The organism is Oceanobacillus longus, assembly GCF_042650085.1.
Taxonomy (GTDB): Bacteria; Bacillota; Bacilli; order Bacillales; family Amphibacillaceae; genus Oceanobacillus; species Oceanobacillus longus.
Map to the genome: position 1 here is coordinate 141,026 of NZ_JBHSAO010000007.1, position 17,862 is coordinate 158,887.

18 protein-coding genes are annotated in these 17,862 nt (G+C 36.3%); 13 read left to right on the forward strand and 5 right to left on the reverse strand.

The features are described 5' to 3' along the window. Positions 1–12 precede the first annotated feature (12 nt). Entirely contained in the window at positions 13–1,203 is a 1,191-nt protein-coding gene (locus ACFOUV_RS10555) for a coenzyme F420-0:L-glutamate ligase (RefSeq protein ID WP_379496728.1), read from the reverse strand. Between the two features lie 130 nt (positions 1,204–1,333). Here ACFOUV_RS10555 and ACFOUV_RS10560 point away from each other — a divergent pair, with 130 nt between their 5' ends. The 3 genes from ACFOUV_RS10560 to ACFOUV_RS10570 all read left to right on the forward strand — a co-directional run bounded on the left by ACFOUV_RS10560 (position 1,334) and on the right by ACFOUV_RS10570 (position 5,676). Then, positions 1,334–2,245 carry a LysR family transcriptional regulator gene (locus ACFOUV_RS10560; protein WP_379496729.1) on the forward strand — a complete coding sequence of 304 codons (912 nt, stop codon included), beginning with the start codon at positions 1,334–1,336 and terminating at the stop codon, positions 2,243–2,245. Positions 2,246–2,523: 278 nt separating this feature from the next. Next, on the forward strand, positions 2,524–4,044 hold the full coding sequence (locus tag ACFOUV_RS10565) for a malate:quinone oxidoreductase (protein WP_379496730.1): 1,521 nt from the start codon (positions 2,524–2,526) through the stop codon (positions 4,042–4,044). Positions 4,045–4,230: 186 nt separating this feature from the next. Next, positions 4,231–5,676, forward strand: a complete 1,446-nt coding sequence (locus ACFOUV_RS10570) for a DEAD/DEAH box helicase (RefSeq protein WP_379496731.1) — start codon at positions 4,231–4,233, stop codon at positions 5,674–5,676. Between the two features lie 64 nt (positions 5,677–5,740). Here the strand turns inward: ACFOUV_RS10570 and ACFOUV_RS10575 are convergent, their stop codons facing one another. Beyond that, complete coding sequence (locus ACFOUV_RS10575) at positions 5,741–6,547, reverse strand: YitT family protein (protein WP_379496732.1); 807 nt, start codon at positions 6,545–6,547, stop codon at positions 5,741–5,743. Between the two features lie 252 nt (positions 6,548–6,799). Between ACFOUV_RS10575 and ACFOUV_RS10580 the strand changes: the two genes are divergently transcribed. Beyond that, complete coding sequence (locus ACFOUV_RS10580) at positions 6,800–7,366, forward strand: hypothetical protein (RefSeq protein WP_379496733.1); 567 nt, start codon at positions 6,800–6,802, stop codon at positions 7,364–7,366. Positions 7,367–7,413: 47 nt separating this feature from the next. Here ACFOUV_RS10580 and ACFOUV_RS10585 read toward each other — a convergent pair whose 3' ends face one another. Together ACFOUV_RS10585 and ACFOUV_RS10590 are read right to left on the reverse strand one after the other, a co-directional pair. After that, complete coding sequence (locus ACFOUV_RS10585; protein ID WP_379496750.1) at positions 7,414–8,133, reverse strand: YebC/PmpR family DNA-binding transcriptional regulator; 720 nt, start codon at positions 8,131–8,133, stop codon at positions 7,414–7,416. A gap of 349 nt (positions 8,134–8,482) precedes the next feature. Next, positions 8,483–8,653 (reverse strand): hypothetical protein, encoded by a 171-nt coding sequence (locus ACFOUV_RS10590; protein WP_379496734.1) that lies wholly within the window; start codon positions 8,651–8,653, stop codon positions 8,483–8,485. Between the two features lie 432 nt (positions 8,654–9,085). Here ACFOUV_RS10590 and ACFOUV_RS10595 point away from each other — a divergent pair, with 432 nt between their 5' ends. The 6 genes from ACFOUV_RS10595 to alr all read left to right on the forward strand — a co-directional run bounded on the left by ACFOUV_RS10595 (position 9,086) and on the right by alr (position 15,811). Continuing rightward, positions 9,086–9,691, forward strand: a complete 606-nt coding sequence (locus ACFOUV_RS10595; protein ID WP_379496751.1) for a YpjP family protein — start codon at positions 9,086–9,088, stop codon at positions 9,689–9,691. 901 nt (positions 9,692–10,592) lie between these two features. Continuing rightward, positions 10,593–12,470 carry a molecular chaperone HtpG gene (gene htpG, locus ACFOUV_RS10600; protein WP_379496735.1) on the forward strand — a complete coding sequence of 626 codons (1,878 nt, stop codon included), beginning with the start codon at positions 10,593–10,595 and terminating at the stop codon, positions 12,468–12,470. 408 nt (positions 12,471–12,878) lie between these two features. Continuing rightward, a complete protein-coding gene (gene spx / locus ACFOUV_RS10605) occupies positions 12,879–13,289 on the forward strand; it encodes a transcriptional regulator Spx (RefSeq protein ID WP_379496736.1) in 411 nt (136 codons plus the stop codon). A gap of 49 nt (positions 13,290–13,338) precedes the next feature. Continuing rightward, positions 13,339–13,650 carry a hypothetical protein gene (locus tag ACFOUV_RS10610; RefSeq protein WP_379496737.1) on the forward strand — a complete coding sequence of 104 codons (312 nt, stop codon included), beginning with the start codon at positions 13,339–13,341 and terminating at the stop codon, positions 13,648–13,650. A 124-nt stretch (positions 13,651–13,774) separates the two neighbouring features. Further along, positions 13,775–14,521 carry a hypothetical protein gene (locus tag ACFOUV_RS10615; protein WP_379496738.1) on the forward strand — a complete coding sequence of 249 codons (747 nt, stop codon included), beginning with the start codon at positions 13,775–13,777 and terminating at the stop codon, positions 14,519–14,521. 162 nt (positions 14,522–14,683) lie between these two features. Further along, a complete protein-coding gene (gene alr, locus ACFOUV_RS10620; protein ID WP_379496739.1) occupies positions 14,684–15,811 on the forward strand; it encodes an alanine racemase in 1,128 nt (375 codons plus the stop codon). A gap of 46 nt (positions 15,812–15,857) precedes the next feature. Here alr and ACFOUV_RS10625 read toward each other — a convergent pair whose 3' ends face one another. After that, on the reverse strand, positions 15,858–16,049 hold the full coding sequence (locus tag ACFOUV_RS10625) for an H-type small acid-soluble spore protein (RefSeq protein WP_379496740.1): 192 nt from the start codon (positions 16,047–16,049) through the stop codon (positions 15,858–15,860). A 139-nt stretch (positions 16,050–16,188) separates the two neighbouring features. Between ACFOUV_RS10625 and ACFOUV_RS10630 the strand changes: the two genes are divergently transcribed. The 3 genes from ACFOUV_RS10630 (at position 16,189) to ACFOUV_RS10640 (ending at position 17,745) form a co-directional block, all read left to right on the forward strand. Further along, a complete protein-coding gene (locus tag ACFOUV_RS10630; protein WP_379496752.1) occupies positions 16,189–16,515 on the forward strand; it encodes an MGMT family protein in 327 nt (108 codons plus the stop codon). 85 nt (positions 16,516–16,600) lie between these two features. Continuing rightward, positions 16,601–16,993, forward strand: a complete 393-nt coding sequence (locus ACFOUV_RS10635; protein ID WP_379496741.1) for an OsmC family protein — start codon at positions 16,601–16,603, stop codon at positions 16,991–16,993. A 185-nt stretch (positions 16,994–17,178) separates the two neighbouring features. Continuing rightward, the gene (locus ACFOUV_RS10640) at positions 17,179–17,745 is read left to right on the forward strand and encodes an NADPH-dependent FMN reductase (protein ID WP_379496742.1); all 567 of its coding nucleotides are present in this window, start codon (positions 17,179–17,181) and stop codon (positions 17,743–17,745) included. The last annotated feature ends 117 nt before the right edge of the window (positions 17,746–17,862 follow it).

Genomic DNA, 17,862 nt, shown 5'->3' on the forward strand with positions numbered 1-17,862 from the left:
TTTGCACGAATCTTATTTTGTATAGTTATCGAAGTAACCTTGAATATAGATCATTGGTGTTCCTTTGTCCCCACTACCAGAAGTTAAATCAGATAATGACCCAATTAGGTCTGTTAATCTACGTGGTGTCGTACCTTGTGCTTCCATCGCACCAACTAAATCCTCGTTTTTATTCTCAATATACTTGGAAACAGCTTGTTTTAACTCTTCCCCACGAAGATGAGAGAAATTGTTATCTGCCAGGTATTTTAATTTTATTTCATTAGGTGTACCATCAAGTCCTGCTGTGTAAGCGGGTGATACAACTGGATCCGCAAGTTCCCAAATCTTTCCGACAGGATCTTTGAATGCACCATCGCCATAAACCATGACTTCAACGGTTTTACCTGTTACTTCTTTTATTTTTGCTTGAATTGCATCAACGATCGGTTGACAGTTATTTGGAAATAATTTTACGCTGTCTTCGGTTGCTTTATTTGATCCAAGTAGACCATATTCTTCATTAAAGCCACTGCCATTGATGGATTCTTTAAGGATATCATCAAGGCCATATACCTTTTCAACACCATTATTTGTTAAAATACGTTTTGTTCTGAAACGTGAGTGGATATCACACGCTAACACATTTTTGGTATAGTCTAAAATTGTTTTAGGATTGTTTGAGAAGATAACCTCACAGGTTGCGCCTTCTGCTTCGATTAAACTTTTATAATAGTCGATATAGTCAACACCTGTGAATGGGTGCTTTTTATAACCAAAATGATTACGGAATTCAGTTTCTGATAATACATCTGTCCATGGATTGATCCCTTTCACATCTAGTTCATCGATGTCTACAAGGTGATTCCCCACTTCATCAGCTGGATAGCTCAACATTAAGACAATCTTCTTTGCTCCTTTTGCAACGCCTCGTAAGCAGTTAGCAAAACGGTTACGGCTAAGAATTGGGAAAATAACACCAATTGTCTCCTCACCGAACTTTGCTTTAACATCAGTCGCAATATCATCAATTGTCGCATAGTTCCCTTGTGCACGAGCTACAACGGATTCAGTGATCGTTACAATGTCCCGATCCTCGATTGAAAAACCTTCCATTTTTGCAGCTTGTAATACCGTATCTACTGCGATTTGCTCCATGTTATCTCCGTTATTAATGATTGGTCCGCGAAGTCCGCGTACTACTGTTCCAACTACTCTTTCCAATATAATCTCTCCTCTAATAAGAGTTGCTTTATATGATGTAAGCACTAATTTAAAACCCTATGTTACTATAACCTTTATAGGGATATAATTAAAATTAATAATAATAATATCGGATATAAGGAGAAGTTATATGATTGGGAAATTGGATGCATATCGTATTTTTAACGTCGTTAGTCAGAATAAAAGTTTTTCGAAAGCCGCACAAGAACTATTTATGACACAATCAGCTGTTAGTCAAGCTATTTCGAAGTTGGAGAAAGAATTAGAGATACCACTTTTCTATCGAACATCGAAGGGAGTAGTATTGACGAACGAAGGAAAATTATTAAATAAGCATATTAACTCAGCTTTGGGAATCATTAACGTAGCAGAAGATAAAATGTTAGAATTTAAAACTTTAAAGACTGGACAATTACGTATAGGGGTTGGAGATACGATTTCTCGTTACTTCTTATTACCGTATTTGGAGAAATTTCATAAAGGATACCCTGGAATCAAATTGAATATATTAAATGGAACCACAACAGAAATCTGTGATTTTATTAAATCAGGAAAAGTCGATGTTGGGGTATGTAATTTACCAATCCATGACGAACATCTTCAAGTTATCCCCTGTAAGGAAATTCAAGATATTTTTGTCTGCGGAGAAAAATATAAAAATCTCACTACACAACCAGTTAGTTTAGAGTATTTAATGGGGATGCCGCTCATTTTTTTAGAAAGGAAATCAAATTCACGAAGGTTTGTCGACCAGTTCTTTAAGAAGAGGGGCTTCCATGTCTCTCCAGTATTTGAACTGGGATCATTTGATTTAGTATTAGAATTCGCAAAAATAAATTTAGGCATTTCCTGTGTCATAAAAGAGTTTTCAAGGGATTATTTAGAAAGAGGAGATTTATATGAAATAAAGCTAGAAGAGGAAATTCCAAAAAGAAATATTGGTATATGCTATCTAAAAAGTGTTCCGTTATCACGTGCTGCCAAGAAGTTTGTAGGAAATATTCATACATCTGAAGTAGGACAACCTCCTTTAGATGTATGAATGTGCGCTTTATCATAACATTGCTGATCTTATGTATCTGTAATTGTCAGCAATAGGGATTTCGATTATGGATTAATCTGTTTTTTGGAAGACTTCATGTTTATAAATATTGTGAAATAGTTTATAATTATTAGATAAGAATAGATTTATAAATTTATTCATATTTAAAATTAACTAAAACACGGTTACAATTCATACAGAAAAGGTGTGTTGCTAAAATTGCGCTGGCTATTGTTAATCTATGATAGAGCGCTTACATCTTTTTTGCAAATATTGAGATGAGGAAGGGTATAATGAGTAGCAGACCGACAACAACAGACGTTATCTTAATTGGTGCCGGAGTTATGAGCGCAACTTTGGGATCATTATTGAAAGAGTTAGCACCAGAATGGGAAATCAAAGCATTTGAGAAACTCGCAAGTGCAGGAGAAGAAAGCTCTAACGAATGGAATAATGCGGGTACAGGCCATTCTGCACTGTGCGAGCTTAACTATACATCCGAAAAATCAGATGGCTCTATAGAAATTAGCAAAGCAATAAAGATTAATGAACAGTTTCAGCTTTCCAGACAGTTTTGGTCTTATCTTGTAAATAGCAATCTGATTCGGAATCCGCAAGACTTTATCATGCCATTACCTCATATGAGTTTGGTCCAAGGGGAAAAAAATATAGCGTTTTTAAAAAATCGTTTTAAAGCATTATCAAACAACCCACTATTTCAAGGGATGGAATTTTCCGATGAACCTGAAAAGCTAAAAGAATGGTTTCCACTAATCATGGAAGGGCGTACATCAAATGAACCGATAGCTGCAACAAAAATCGACTCCGGAACAGACGTCAATTTTGGCGCTTTAACACGTATACTGTTTGATCACTTACAGAGTAAAGATGTCGAGGTAAACTACAAGCATAGTGTTGAGGATATTAAACGTACGGACGATGATTTGTGGGAAGTGAAAGTACATGATATCGACAACGGTAAAATTGAATACCATACTGCAAAATTCGTCTTTATTGGCGGTGGGGGTGGAAGTCTGCATTTATTACAAAAAACCGGAATTCCGCAATCAAAACATATTGGAGGATTTCCGGTAAGCGGACAATTTATGGTATGTAGCAATCCGGAAGTTGTAGCACAGCATCATGCAAAAGTATACGGTAAAGCTAAGGTTGGTGCTCCACCAATGTCCGTTCCGCATCTTGATACACGATTTATCGACAATAAAAAATCGTTGCTATTTGGACCGTTTGCCGGCTTCTCGCCAAAGTTTCTAAAAACGGGTTCATTGCTTGACTTGGTGACCTCTGTAAAATCCGATAACCTCTTAACCATGTTGTCAGCAGGTGCAAAAGAGCTGCCGTTAACAAAATATTTAATCCAGCAAGTCATTTTATCAGATGAAAAACGCATGGAAGAATTACGAGAGTTTATCCCAAATGCCAAAAGCGAAGATTGGGAGATTGTAATAGCGGGCCAACGTGTGCAGGTGATTAAAGATACAGAGACTGGCGGCAAGGGAACACTTCAATTTGGCACAGAAGTAGTTACTGACGCTGATGGTTCGATCGCTGCATTGCTAGGTGCTTCACCAGGTGCTTCTACTGCCGTTCACGTCATGCTTGAGATCATGGAAAGATGCTTTCCAGAACATCTGACTGAGTGGGAACCGAAAATAAAAGAAATGATTCCTTCTTACGGTGTGTCCCTATCAGAAAACCCAGAGATTTACCAAGAAATTCAGACTTTCATAGAGCAGACGCTAGGTCTAAGCGAAAAAAAAGAACTGGCATTTAGTTAAATATTTGATTAGGCAATGCTAAAGGGCCAGTTCCTCACTACTAAGGTAGTAAGGAACTGGCCCTGTTTATATTAATTTTTGGTGGGAGATTCATTAGAAAGTGGTTTTTCGATGACAATAACTTGTATAATGTAATAATATCCATGACAACAATAAGAGAAAATACTTTGAAAAAGAGGCTAAATAATGAGAGCGAAACGTTTTGAGGATTATAAATTAAGTGATGAAATTATAAAAGCACTAACAGAATTGGAATATAAAAACCCTACAGAGGTTCAAAGTAAAGTCATTCCACTTGCGTTAGATAAGAAGGACCTTGTCGTAAAATCACAAACAGGTAGTGGTAAAACGGCATCATTCGGGGTTCCTATATGTGAATTGGTCGATTGGATGGAGAATAAACCACAAGCATTAATTCTCACACCAACAAGAGAACTGGCTATTCAAGTAAAAGAGGATTTCACAAACATAGGCAGATTTAAGCGTATAAAGGCAACAGCAGTCTATGGGAAACAACCCATTGCTATTCAAAAGACAGAGTTAAAGCAGAAAACACATGTTGTTGTTGGAACTCCTGGTCGGGTCTCGGATCATATTGAAAGAGGTACGTTGGTATTAGATAAAATCAGTTATCTTATTATTGATGAAGCGGATGAAATGTTGAACATGGGTTTCATCGAACAAGTGGAATCTATTATAAAAGAGTTACCTCAAAATCGAGTGACCATGCTATTCTCGGCTACACTTCCTGAAGCTGTGAAAAATTTAAGTCAAAAGTATATGAAAACACCTACAGATATTGAAATTAAAGCAACAGGGCTAACAACGGAAAAAATCGACCATTTTCTCTACGAAGTTCCTGAAAATGATAAATTGATGAGACTTATGGATATTACGGTTGTTGAAAATCCGGATAGTTGTATCATTTTTTGTAGAACGAAGGAACGTGTCGATACAGTTTCAGAACAATTGAAGAAAAAAGGATATAGCTGTGATAAAATCCATGGTGGAATGGAACAGGATGATCGACTTGTTGTCATGAATGGCTTTAGAAAAGGCGAATTTCGTTACCTAGTCGCTACAGACGTAGCTGCCAGAGGAATCGATATTGATAATATCACGCATGTCATCAATTACGATATTCCATTAGAGAAAGATAGTTATGTGCATCGTACGGGAAGAACAGGACGTGCAGGACAAAAGGGAAAGGCGCTCACCTTCGTTACACCGTATGAAGATCGCTTTTTAAGGGAAATTGAAGACTATATCGGTTTTACAATTCGAAAAATTTCCCCTCCATCAAAAGAAGAAGTTAATAGAAACAGATTTGCCTTCCAGGAAAAAATGAAGATGTACCGGGAAGTTAAAAAGTCTAAAAGTGAGCAGTTAAACAAACAAATTATGAAATTATATTTTAACGGTGGAAAGAAAAAGAAACTCAGAGCGGTCGATTTCGTTGGGACAATTGCTAAGATTGATGGCGTAGAAGCTGATGATATAGGAATTATTACAATCATGGAGACATCTACGTATGTTGAAATATTAAATGGCAAAGGCCCACTGGTTTTAAAAACAATGAAGGATACTAAAGTGAAAGGTAAGTTATTAAAAGTATTTGAGGCTAATAAGTAGTAGATAGGTGGCCCGGAATGTAAAGGAGGCAGGTTCAACCTGCTTCCTTTACGATTTCCCAGTCTTAATTTCTAGCAAATTCCCCGTCAACTTCAACCGTTTCAAAAATATTAATAAATGCCTTACTATCATGTGAACGAACAACATTTTTAATATGCAATGTTTCATATCGTGTAACAACCATCATGATTATTTGTTTGGTCTCTTTCGTATAACCACCGTAACCTTCTGTAATCGTAATTCCCCTGTAAATGGATTGAAGCAATTCTTGACGAATGGCCTCACCCTCGGTCGTCACAATCTGCATCGTTAATTTAATATGATTCGTGTGGACTTTGTCGATCATTTTACCTGTCAAATAAATTGATAATAGTGTATATAATGCGATGTTCCAGCTGAAAGTAGCACCAGAAATAAGAACAATAATTCCGTTCATTCCAGTGAGAAGCAGACCAACACTGATATTACTTGTACGGGAAATGAAAATCGCAATAATATCCAAACCACCTGAAGTACCGGAAAACTTCATAATGGTCCCTATTCCAATTCCGCTTATAACCCCTCCAAAAATTGCCGATAACAGAATATTGTCTGTTACATTCACTACGGGCAAGAGGTATAAGAAGAAAGAGAGTGTGACAACACATACGAGTGTATTGACTGTGATTTCCTTTCCAAGCTTAAAGTAGCCAAAAATAAGGATAGGTAAATTAAAAATAAAGTTCAATAATCCAGTATCAAACGGAGTAAGTAATCCCACTAAAATGGCAATCCCACTAATTCCACTGCTTAGAATTTCAAAAGGTACGAGAAAAAAGTTAAAAGCAAATGCAATGATTAATGAGCCGATGACGACCATGATGTTTTTCATCTATAGATAACCTCCTGAAAAAAATATGTAGACATCTTGGTGTAAGAGGGATTTTAAGGATATTATTTAATTATCTTATCCGAAAAAAACAATTATGTCAGCAATTATATTATTAAAAGAAAGTTCATAATCATCCCTAATTCCTGTCATTAGTATTTACATTTTCATTGCAGCTGATGAATCAAAAAGCCAAATGTATTAACATATGATATGGTTTTAATGAAACTAGTATATATATAAAGGGCGGGTAGTATGGATAAAGCAATGAAAATTCATTTTGATAATCTTGATTCTAAAGATAAAAACGAACAATATGAAGCCTTCAATCATATCATTACGGCGATTGAGCATGAAGTAGACTGGGCATATGAAGTATGGGATGAATTAGTGGCAGGGCTGTCTTCAACTGATAACCATATGCGTTCACGGTATGCACAGTTTCTATCAGGCCTTTCAAAAAGTGATCATGATAAGCGGATCATGAATGATTTCCCTGCTCTTTGGCAAGTAACCAAAGATGAAAAATTTGTTACGGCAAGACACGCCTTGCAATCGATTTGGAAAGTAGGTTTAGCTGGACCGGAGCAAAAAGAGATGGTGGTCCATCATTTGGCTAATCGATTTAAAAATTGTAAGGACGAAAAGAATTATACATTAATCAGATTCGATATTATTCAAGATTTGCGAAACTTATATGATGAAGTAAAAGATGAGCATATAAAAAAGCTGGCAGAGGAATTAATTGAGATGGAAGAGGATCCTAAGTATCAAAAGAAATATGCGAAAGTATGGAAGGATTATTATTCGACGCTAAAATGAAGCCAACATTTTGCTATGAAAAGCAAATGCTGGATTTCTTTATTATCTTATTCACTTAAATCTACATTATGGTATACCTGTTGAACATCTTCTAAATCTTCTAACGCATCGATCATGTTTTCAAAGTGCTCCTGATCATCTGGTGCAAGAGTAAGATCATTCTGTTCGAGCATTGTAAGCTCAGCCACTGTAAATTCTGTAATGCCGATCGACTTAAATGCTTCATGTGCGGCATGGAATTGATCGGGTTCGGTATAAACAATAATGGTTCCATCTGCTTCCATTATATCCCGAACTTCAACGTCTGTCTCCATCAGTAGTTCAAGCACTTCATCCTCTGTTTTGCCTTCAATACCAAAGACTGCTGTATAGTCAAACATATAGGCAACAGATCCACTTACACCCATATTGCCTCCATTTTTACCGAATGCAGCGCGCACTTCAGATGCGGTGCGGTTAACATTATTTGTTAGTGTATCGACAATTACCATGGATCCACTTGGTCCGAATCCCTCATAACGATTTTCGTCATAACTTTCCTCTGAATTGCCTTTCGCTTTTTCAATGGCTCGATCAATAATATGTTTCGGAACACTGTAGGTCTTCGCTCGTTCAAGTACAACTCTTAAAGCTTCATTTGATTCTGGATCGGGTTCACCCTGTTTAGCCGCAACATAGATTTCACGCCCAAATTTTGCGTATATCCTGCTCGTATTTGCATCTTTGGAAGCTTTCTTTTCCTTAATATTATTCCATTTACGCCCCATCATGTTCACTCTCTTTCCAGTGCCTCTATTTAAAACTATAAAACTTTAGAAGAGACATTGCTAGTTTTTTTCTAAAAAAAGGATAATTAATTAAGGAATTGATTGCTGTATCTTAGAGTATATCAAAATAGAATGTGTATGTTTGATTTAAACGAGTGAGAGCCGTTTTAGATGCAGGATAAGGCAGCAGGGGTGTGAAATATGTTGTTGTACACCAAGTGTGAGAGAAATGGAGGTTTCTTACTAAAGTCAATCTAAATTTCATGACACATGATTTTTCTGCTTGTGAGCTATTTGAAGGGATTAACAGAAGCCTTCACTAAGTGAAGGCTTCAAAAAAATCGTATTTTTATTCTCCCTCTTCTTCCTCTACATCAGATTCCGCCGGGTCTTCTTGTTCGGCAGGATCTTCAGTTGCTGGCTCTTCTGGATTCTCTCCATCCTCAGCTCCACATCCGACTAATAGTCCTGCAGAAAGAATCGCAATCATCATAGCAAATGTTAACTTCTTCAGTTTCAATATAATCACCTCTCCTAACAAATTTGATTCTATTCCAGTATAAAATACTTCTTTTAAATTACTATTAAGTTAATGTAATAATATTTAAATAAATTAGACTATTCTTAATCCTATTATCCTAGTTATTTAATAGGATAATATTTTTCTGTTTATTTAGAACTATCATTACAGGTATAAGGTATCATGATAAATATCCCGATTCATTTTATCTCACATCTTCCAAAAGATTTGAATTAAAAATAGGGTCATTAGCTTCTATAAAATTGGGAGATTGCGCTAATTTCCTGGAAACCGAAGAACATATAAGCAAATTCAACTATTTAATGAAAAAGAAGTGTAAAATTTAAGTAAATATTAAAACTATTATGGACATATTCGCTGAACATGATAAAATTTAGAAATAAGTAGTTAAATAAGAAGGTGAGATTTTTGATGAAGCTATGGATGAGAAAAATAGCAGTTGTCCTTGTTACGATTGTTACATTGGGTATTTATACGCCAGCAGATCTTTTAAATATAGAAGCCGAAGATAATAAGGATAATGTTGCGTCGAAAGCAGATGTTAATGAAGCTGTTTCTGATTCAAAAGAAGCAGAGAAGATTGACTTTAATGTAGGCACCGAAGATTACAGTAAAGATAATGTAATTAATAAACTAACTGAAAAAGCCAAAGAGCAAACAATCACAAAATTTGGACCTAAAATTGCTGGTCAGGTGGAAGAAGAATTTAATGCAGTAATCTTGCCTAATATCGAAGCAGTACTTCAAACGATCGTAGCGGATCATGTAGTAAATGATTATTCTTATTTCGGAATTACGGAACAACCCGCCAAAGGTTATGGGGAAAGAATTTTTAATGTATATGATCATCATTTAGAACAAGACATTGCAACGTTTCATGTACGACGTGATAACCGGCCTTTAGAAGGATACTACTTTAACTTCCACTATCATTTAAGTAGTGACGGTTTCAAAGAACATCATGATATCGGTGAAATCTATTGGGATAAAAATACCCCACCAAAATGGATGGCATAGAGCAAAAAAATCTCTTACTTAGAAAAGAGATTTTTTTTGCTTGTTTTATCTATCCAATTCCTGTATTGGTGTTTAGAATTAGGAGGACTGGAGCTACACTGTTTAAGTTGACTTTGGATTAACTGTTTGCACTGAGCAGTCTGGATACATCTATACTCAAGGATCTTTTCGTTAATTTCCCTCTTTTATCGTCGGATTTTATATAAAATGCGAAGTAAATGCTGGTTGGTTTCTATCGGTATGCAGAAACTTCGGCGGTCGCTCTGTGAAATACACTGCGCTTTTCGCGGGCGACTGGTGAGCCTCTTCATGCTGACGCATTTCAGTGTCTCACCGATGCCTTTCCTCCCGCAGAAGTCTCCGTGTATTTCCCAGAGCTGGTTAGAAGGTTGCTAATAATTACTATACTAGCGTAGCTAAAATAACATTATAAAACTTCACCAGTCCGGGTGAGCGGCGGGCGGTGACTCCTGCGGGAAAAGCACGTGTCCGAAGACCCCGCAGAGTGGGTTTCTCGAGGAGGCTGAGGCCGTGCCCGCGGAAAGCATCCGCCCAGAGCGATCCCGGACGGAGATAGAAGCACACGATTTTGGATATCAGCTAGTAGTTAGTTCGCATTTTATCTCAACTCTGCGATGATTAAAAGGCTATAAACAGTACGAAAAACAGCCTTGTTTTAATCAAGTTTAGCAAGGGGATTATTAGAAACGTTCTAAGTTTAACCCAGTTAACGATTCGAACTTATTTTAATAGTGCGAAAGTTGAGTAAAAAATTAATCGATATTCTTATTTACAGCTATTATAATTGACATAAAAAAGTGAATATGGTATTAAAAGTATAGGGGTTAGCACTCTGGTATCGAGAGTGCTAACATCAAAAAGTTAAAGGAGTGGAATAGTAATGGGAAAAAGAAAATTTAAAGCAGAATCCAAAAAACTATTGGATATGGTAATAAACTCCATTTATTCGCAACGTGAAGTATTTTTGAGAGAGCTTATTTCCAATGCGAGTGATGCAATTGATAAGATTTACTACAAAGCGTTAACCGATGATGCGTTAACTTTTAATAAAGAGAGCTATTACATAAAGATTGATGCAAATAAAGATAATCGAACGTTAAAGATTACAGATACTGGTATTGGAATGACGAAGGAAGATTTGGAAAATAACCTTGGTGTCATTGCTAAGAGTGGTTCTCATACGTTTAAATCGGAAAATGAGATTAAAGATGGCCATGATATTATTGGGCAGTTTGGTGTAGGCTTCTACGCTGCATTTATGGTAGCTGATAAAGTAACCGTCATCAGTAAATCGATCGATAGTGATGAGGCATTTAAATGGGAATCCAAAGGTTCTGATGGATATTCGATTACTTCTGCTGAAAAGGATGAAGTAGGTACAGAAATTATTTTGGAAATTAAACAGAATGAAGAAGATGAGAACTACGACGAGTTTCTGGATCAATATCGTCTGAAACAGATTATTAAAAAATACTCCGACTTCATCCGCTATCCAATTAAAATGGATATTACAGAGAGTAAGCTTAAAGAGGGCAGTGAAGATGAATACGAGGATATCATCGAAGAACAAACACTTAACACAATGGTTCCAATTTGGAAAAAGAATAAAAGTGAACTGACAGACGAGGACTATGAAAACTTCTATAATGAAAAACATTATGGCTTTGATAAACCGTTAAAACATATTCATATTAATGTTGATGGTACCGTACGCTATAACGCCATTCTCTATATTCCAGAAAATGCACCCCATAACTATTACACTAGGGAATTTGAAAAAGGGCTTGAGCTTTATTCCAATGGTGTATTAATCATGGAGAAAAGTGCTGATTTGCTTCCGGACTATTTTAGTTTTGTTAAAGGTATGGTAGATTCCGAGGACCTTTCTCTAAATATTTCAAGAGAAATGCTGCAACATGATCGACAATTGAAGTTAATTGCCAAGAATATCAATAAGAAAATTAAAACACAGTTGCTCAGCATTTTGCGTGATGAAAGAGAAAAGTATGAGAAGTTTTATAAATCTTTCGGTCAACAGCTGAAATTCGGTGTTTATAGTGATTATGGTCAAAATAAAGATTTACTGCAGGACTTATTAATGTTCTATTCTTCAAAAGAGAAGAAGCTCGTTACACTGGAAGAGTATGTATCAAGAATGCCCGAAGATCAAAAATATATTTACTATGCATCGGGTGAGTCCAATGAACGTATTGAAAAACTTCCACAAACCGAAATGGTTGCAGACAAGGGTTATGAAATTCTCTACTTCACCGATGAAATTGATGAATTTGCTATAAAGATGCTGATGAACTTTAAAGAAAAAGAATTCAAATCTGTATCAAGCGGAGACTTAGGAATCGAGGATGACGAACAGGATTCTACAGAAGAAGAGACAAATGAAAATAAAGATCTCTTTGAAGCAATGAAGGAAATCTTGTCTGATAAAGTTAAGGACGTACGAGCATCCAAGCGATTAAAATCTCATCCAGTTGTATTGACTGCAGATGGGGAAATTTCCCTTGAAATGGAGAAAATTATAAATGCCATGCCTGACGATCAAACGATTCAGGCTGATAAGGTACTTGAAATTAATGTTAATCATGAAGTATTCCAGACATTAAAGAACGCTCAGGAGCAGGATGAAGATAAACTGAAATTGTATACAAATTTACTGTACAACCAGGCGCTTCTTATCGAAGGACTGCCAATTAATGATCCGGTAGAGTTCACAAATGATATTTGCAAGGTAATGGTTTAAACATTTTTTTGGCCCCGCCTAATAGGCAGGGGCTTTTTTGGCAGTAAAGAAAGTATATCCATATTCCTTTCTGCTTTCTGCATAAGTGCAACTAAGGCATCGCCCAAAGGCTTGGCGAATGCCAAGTTTTCTAAAATGGATGATTAAAGTTTAAAAAAATAGGGAATAAGTAGATAAGGAAATGGGGAACTAAATTCATAAAATGGTCAAATTTCACGATAAAAGTGACACAATGTCATATAATTTATTGACATATGCCACTGTGCCATTTATTATAGGTAATAGAGAAGGTGACATCATGTCACATTTTAATGTGTTGAGATTAGTGCGCAAGGATATATTGAACTAGAATCAGTTAAAGTATGAAGAAATAACATATGAAAATAAATTCTAAATGGGGTATGATAAATGTCAGTAACAATTTATGGATCTGCCTGTTCGTCCACAAGAAAAGCAAAACAGTGGTTTTCAAAAAATGGCATTAATTATGTCGAAAGAAATGTTATGAAAGATGAATTGACTGTTCATGAACTTCAAAGTATTTTACGTATGACCGTAGAGGGGACAGATGAAATTATCTCTACAAGATCAAAAGTATATAAAGATTTAAATCTGGATATTGAATCATTGCCTTTACAGGAACTTCTTGAATTAATTAAGGAACATCCAAGATTACTCAGAAGTCCAATTATTGTGGATGCTAAAAGACTTCAGGTCGGCTATCATGAAGAGGACATACGACAGTTCCTTCCTAGAAAGACCCGCGAGTATCAATGGCTGCAATGGAGAACCAATCACCTGAGTCTGGCGGAGGGCTAAGATTGTTGGAGACAAAAGGAAACACGCTGTCATGTAATGGAGGGTTTTTATGAATCTGATAGCCGAACAGTCCTACATAAAGATTGTACGGGAAGTAAGCAGTATTGATCAGATAGATATCGAACAGAAACGAAAGATGTATTTATATAAAGAAAAGATTGTTACCCAACATAGAGAGTTCTCTATAGAAGATATACTGGATATTTCTTATCGCTTTATAGGTGAGGATGGCGGGTTACTATACTTACATACTAAATACGGGGTGTATTCCTATATCGTAAAGTCTTCCCCTGCGGCGTTCGTTGAGGCATTTAAAGATTATCGTGAAACAATTCGTCAAGACAAAGGAAATGTTAAGTGAAATACTAGAATACTTACAGCTGCTTCCTTAAAAGTAGCTGTTTTTGTTATGCTCACCGTTCCTTAGTCCCATGTTTTAAGATAATGCATAAGATAATGCAGTAATGGATAAGGAGTGCAATTCAATGGGATTATACATTAATGCTACGAACAATAAAAATATTTATAAAAATGATGGAAGTATACAAGCGCCTAATCAAGGTGTGTTTATAAAAAACAATGTCTCAGAGATGATTCAGGAACAGCAGCGAATAAACAAGTCACTACTGCGTTCGTTTCATGAGATATCAAACAGGAAAGAACAACAAGAATATAAGAACTCCTTGAGGTGGGAAGAGTTGGGTATTCAATTGAAACAATTAGAAAAGATGAATGCCCAACACGCAGAAATGGAAAACGAGATGATGCAGCGATTAAACAAAATCGATGCAGACCACCAAAAACTTCAAGTGCTTATTGAAGAAGACCGATTATCCGAACAACAAGTAAGGGAGCAGCTTACACAGTTGAACGCCTCACAAGAGATAATCAGTCAAATGTTAGAAGGAGTATCACAAGTAAACGAGCAGCTTGTTCTAAAGATGGATCAACAGACAAGTGTGCAGGAAAGAATGTCTGAGCAAATTAGCACACAAGATAATTCCAATGAAGCTGTTACCAAACGGTTGGATAATCAGGAAGCAATGATGGAAAAAATAACCAGACAAGTGGACTATTTCCGAAGTCTGTTATTTGAACGTACAAATTATTTATCGGAAAAAATGGAACAGACCTCATCGTATATCCTCAGCATGATATCAGGATCGGCTCAGCTGCAAAAGAATTATCTACTATCCCAGAAACAAAGAGAAAAGGAAAAAAGTAATAAATAAAGAAGGCGATACAGTTTTTATAACTGTATCGTTTTCTTTATGGAATTTCTTTTTTTGTAAAGTACTGTAAAATCTCCTATATCATAAAATCTGTGAATTCCCTTTTCTAAAATGGTAAAATGATTGTATGGATCATTATATATACTTGAGGAGGCCAACTTCATGAATCATGGAAGTTATCGCGACACATGGGTGGAAGTATCCATGGATGCCGTTGAAAGCAATGTAAAAACGTTTAAAAGACACATCCAGAGAAACAGTAAATTAATGGCAGTAGTAAAAGCGGATGGCTATGGTCATGGAGCAGTAGAAGTAGCAAATGCAGCCATTCATGCCGGCGCAAATTATTTGGGTGTTGCCTTTTTGGACGAGGCCTTGAAACTCCGTGAATCGGGGATTCGTACTCCTATCCTCATTTTGGGATACTCCCCACCTGCTGCCGTCGGAGAAGCAGTCAAGAATGATATTTCCATCACCGTTTACTCGGATGAGTCGATAACAGAAATTATAAACGCAACAAAAGCATACAATAAAAAGGCAAAGATACATCTTAAAATAGATAGCGGAATGAATCGTATAGGAATACGTGATAAAGAAGAAGCTCTCCGAGTATCACAATCCATGCTGGCCTTTCCTGACATCGAACTAGAAGGGATATTTACCCATTTTGCCGATGCAGATCATCCGGAATCGACGTATACATATAAACAATTTAATCATTTCACTGCTGTCATTGACTATTTGGAAGCACATAAGATAGATATACCAATTAAGCATTGCTGTAACAGTGCAGGAACCATTGCTTACCCAGATTTACATATGGACATGGTCCGTGTTGGAATAAGCTTATATGGACTCTATCCCAGTAAACATCTGCAAGAAAAAATACAATTGAAACAGGCAATGAGTTTTAAAACAAAACCAGTTATGATAAAAATTCTCGGAGAAGATGAACCAATCAGCTATGGACGCACCTACATACCTAAGCATAAATCAACCATTGCTACCTTGCCTGTCGGCTATGCAGATGGATTTTCAAGACTCCTATCCAATAAAGGGAGCGTTACTGTAAAAGGCACGCATGTACCAATCGTAGGCAGAATCTGTATGGATCAGACAATGGTAGATGTGACAGCTGTAAATACCTTGAATACGAATGATGTAGTTACATTATTTGGCGACCCCGAAGATGGCTTTATTTCGCTAGGACAAGTGGCCGAACAAATGGATACGATACACTATGAGGTAGCGTGCTTAATTGGGAAAAGGGTGCCACGTGTTTATCTTTAGGATGGAGAATGCTCTCTGCAGGGAGCATTCTCATCCATAAAATGTTTTATTTACCTATTTTTACTTCGTCCAAACCAGTTAATTCAACGGATTGCTCGTGATTCATATTATCAAGTGGAAATACGGTGGCTGTATTATTTTGTTTGTCCAATGATTGAATATATACCGGAATACCATGGTAGTTTACATTGACCATCGCAATGGATTCCAAAATTTCCTGTGCACGTTGTTTATCCATGGGAATCCTCCTTTGTATGGCTGTATGTTATTTTTTGCTGTGTCACAGAAGAATATACAAAGCAACATTAATTGGGAGATGATACTAATTGAAAAAATAAATGCCTATAAAAAACGAATTCGGATTGGAAAAGAAATCGATGACACCATTTACTGAAAGAGCTATTCGTATTATTAAGCAAATCCCAAAAGGACAAGTCATGACTTATGGTCAGATTGCAAAGGTAGCGGGGAGCCCTCGAGCGTCCAGACAGGTGGTACGGATTCTCCATTCCATGAGCAATAAGCATAAGTTGCCATGGCATCGGGTGATTAATGCGAAAGGACAGATTGCCATAAAGGATAAAGAGGCCTGGATGGAACAAAAATTACTGCTTGAGGATGAAGGAATCGAAGTTAGTGATACTGGTTATATTGACTTAAAGGAATATCAAATCAATGAAATATTCAATAATGAAGAAGTATAAATAGCTATTTAAGCATATGTTTATTTACTTTTAATTCGCTTCGCTATAATAAAGATAAATACTAAAAAGGGTTGGGTGACTTTAAATGGAGTTTAAAATGCATGAGAACGGTTTTGAGTCAGAGTTTGATTTTGGAAAGTTAACTATTTCTGGTAACGATGAATTCGGCTTCAGACCATTTGCGTTACTCGTATCTTCCATTGCGGGCTGTAGTGGGGGCGTTTTGAAAAAGGTTCTTACAAAAATGCGCATTGACTATGATGATATAAAAATAGCTGCTGATGTTAAAAGAAATCCTGATGAGGCTAATCGTGTGGAAGAAATTAAAGTGCATTTTATTATATTTGGCAATGATATTTCCGAGACTAAAGTAGCAAAAGCACTGGAAACGTCGTCAAAAAATTGTTCCATGGTGCAATCAGTAAAAGGAAGTATAAATGTGATAGAAACATTTGAAATCAAAAAATCCAAAGCTTAGGCTTTGGATTTTTTAGTTGTTCATGAACAACTAAAAATTATTTAAAGTATAATAGTAGGAAACAATATCTTTTTCAGGCAACATATTATCTTTCAATAAATCTACTCGGTATAATAAGGTGTATAAACCAAAGAGAACAAAATTTAAAATTATATAAATAATCTTGTAAAAGGGGAGGGTTATAAATGAAAATAATCGGAATTTCCGGCTCTATTGTTGGTTCGAAAACCCGAATAGCTGTCGAACGGGTTTTAAATAGAATGAAAAAGCAACATACAGATGTTGAAGTGGAACTAATTGATATGAAAGAATACCGGCTTGTGTTCAGCGATGGCAGGGATTATCGCGATTATACAGGGGATACGAAAACGGTTTTGGAAAAAATCATGGCAGCCGATGGTTATATCATCGGCACACCTACATTTCAGGCCTCCATACCAGGAACGTTGAAAAACCTATTTGATTTGCTCCCCATGGATGCTTTCCGTGATAAAGTTATCGGTATCGTTTCAACTGCTGGATCAGCGAAGCATTATTTAGTTGTAGAACAGCAATTAAAACCGATATTAACCTATATGCTGGCATCGGTTGTTTCAAAATATGTATTTATAGAAGAAAAGCATTATTATCAAAAAGAAATCATAGATGACGAAATAATCTTCAGACTCGACAGACTTGCAGATGATACCATCTATTCTATTCAAGCAGCAGAAGAAATAAAAAAAGCAAATGAATCGGCATATCCCTTTTAATTAAAGCCTCTTCGTATAGTTTGTTGCTTTTTTATCATTGCAGAGTTGAGATAAACTCCCTCAGATAGATTCAATTTACTCTTAAATGCTCGCTTATTCGCAGGATTTCAAACCACT

Bases quoted from the DNA above. Each gene is read 5' to 3' on its own strand.
- ACFOUV_RS10560 (WP_379496729.1), top strand. From the start codon at position 1,334: ATGATTGGGAAATTGGATGCATATCGTATTTTTAACGTCGTTAGTCAG.
- ACFOUV_RS10570 (WP_379496731.1), top strand. From the start codon at position 4,231: ATGAGAGCGAAACGTTTTGAGGATTATAAATTAAGTGATGAAATTATA.
- ACFOUV_RS10610 (WP_379496737.1), top strand. From the start codon at position 13,339: ATGAATCTGATAGCCGAACAGTCCTACATAAAGATTGTACGGGAAGTA.
- ACFOUV_RS10565 (WP_379496730.1), top strand. From the start codon at position 2,524: ATGAGGAAGGGTATAATGAGTAGCAGACCGACAACAACAGACGTTATC.
- ACFOUV_RS10595 (WP_379496751.1), top strand. From the start codon at position 9,086: ATGAAGCTATGGATGAGAAAAATAGCAGTTGTCCTTGTTACGATTGTT.
- ACFOUV_RS10630 (WP_379496752.1), top strand. From the start codon at position 16,189: ATGACACCATTTACTGAAAGAGCTATTCGTATTATTAAGCAAATCCCA.
- ACFOUV_RS10615 (WP_379496738.1), top strand. From the start codon at position 13,775: ATGGGATTATACATTAATGCTACGAACAATAAAAATATTTATAAAAAT.
- ACFOUV_RS10625 (WP_379496740.1), bottom strand. From the start codon at position 16,049: ATGGATAAACAACGTGCACAGGAAATTTTGGAATCCATTGCGATGGTC.
- ACFOUV_RS10640 (WP_379496742.1), top strand. From the start codon at position 17,179: ATGAAAATAATCGGAATTTCCGGCTCTATTGTTGGTTCGAAAACCCGA.
- spx (WP_379496736.1), top strand. From the start codon at position 12,879: ATGTCAGTAACAATTTATGGATCTGCCTGTTCGTCCACAAGAAAAGCA.
- ACFOUV_RS10580 (WP_379496733.1), top strand. From the start codon at position 6,800: ATGGATAAAGCAATGAAAATTCATTTTGATAATCTTGATTCTAAAGAT.
- htpG (WP_379496735.1), top strand. From the start codon at position 10,593: ATGGGAAAAAGAAAATTTAAAGCAGAATCCAAAAAACTATTGGATATG.
- ACFOUV_RS10575 (WP_379496732.1), bottom strand. From the start codon at position 6,547: ATGAAAAACATCATGGTCGTCATCGGCTCATTAATCATTGCATTTGCT.
- ACFOUV_RS10635 (WP_379496741.1), top strand. From the start codon at position 16,601: ATGGAGTTTAAAATGCATGAGAACGGTTTTGAGTCAGAGTTTGATTTT.
- ACFOUV_RS10585 (WP_379496750.1), bottom strand. From the start codon at position 8,133: ATGGGGCGTAAATGGAATAATATTAAGGAAAAGAAAGCTTCCAAAGAT.
- alr (WP_379496739.1), top strand. From the start codon at position 14,684: ATGAATCATGGAAGTTATCGCGACACATGGGTGGAAGTATCCATGGAT.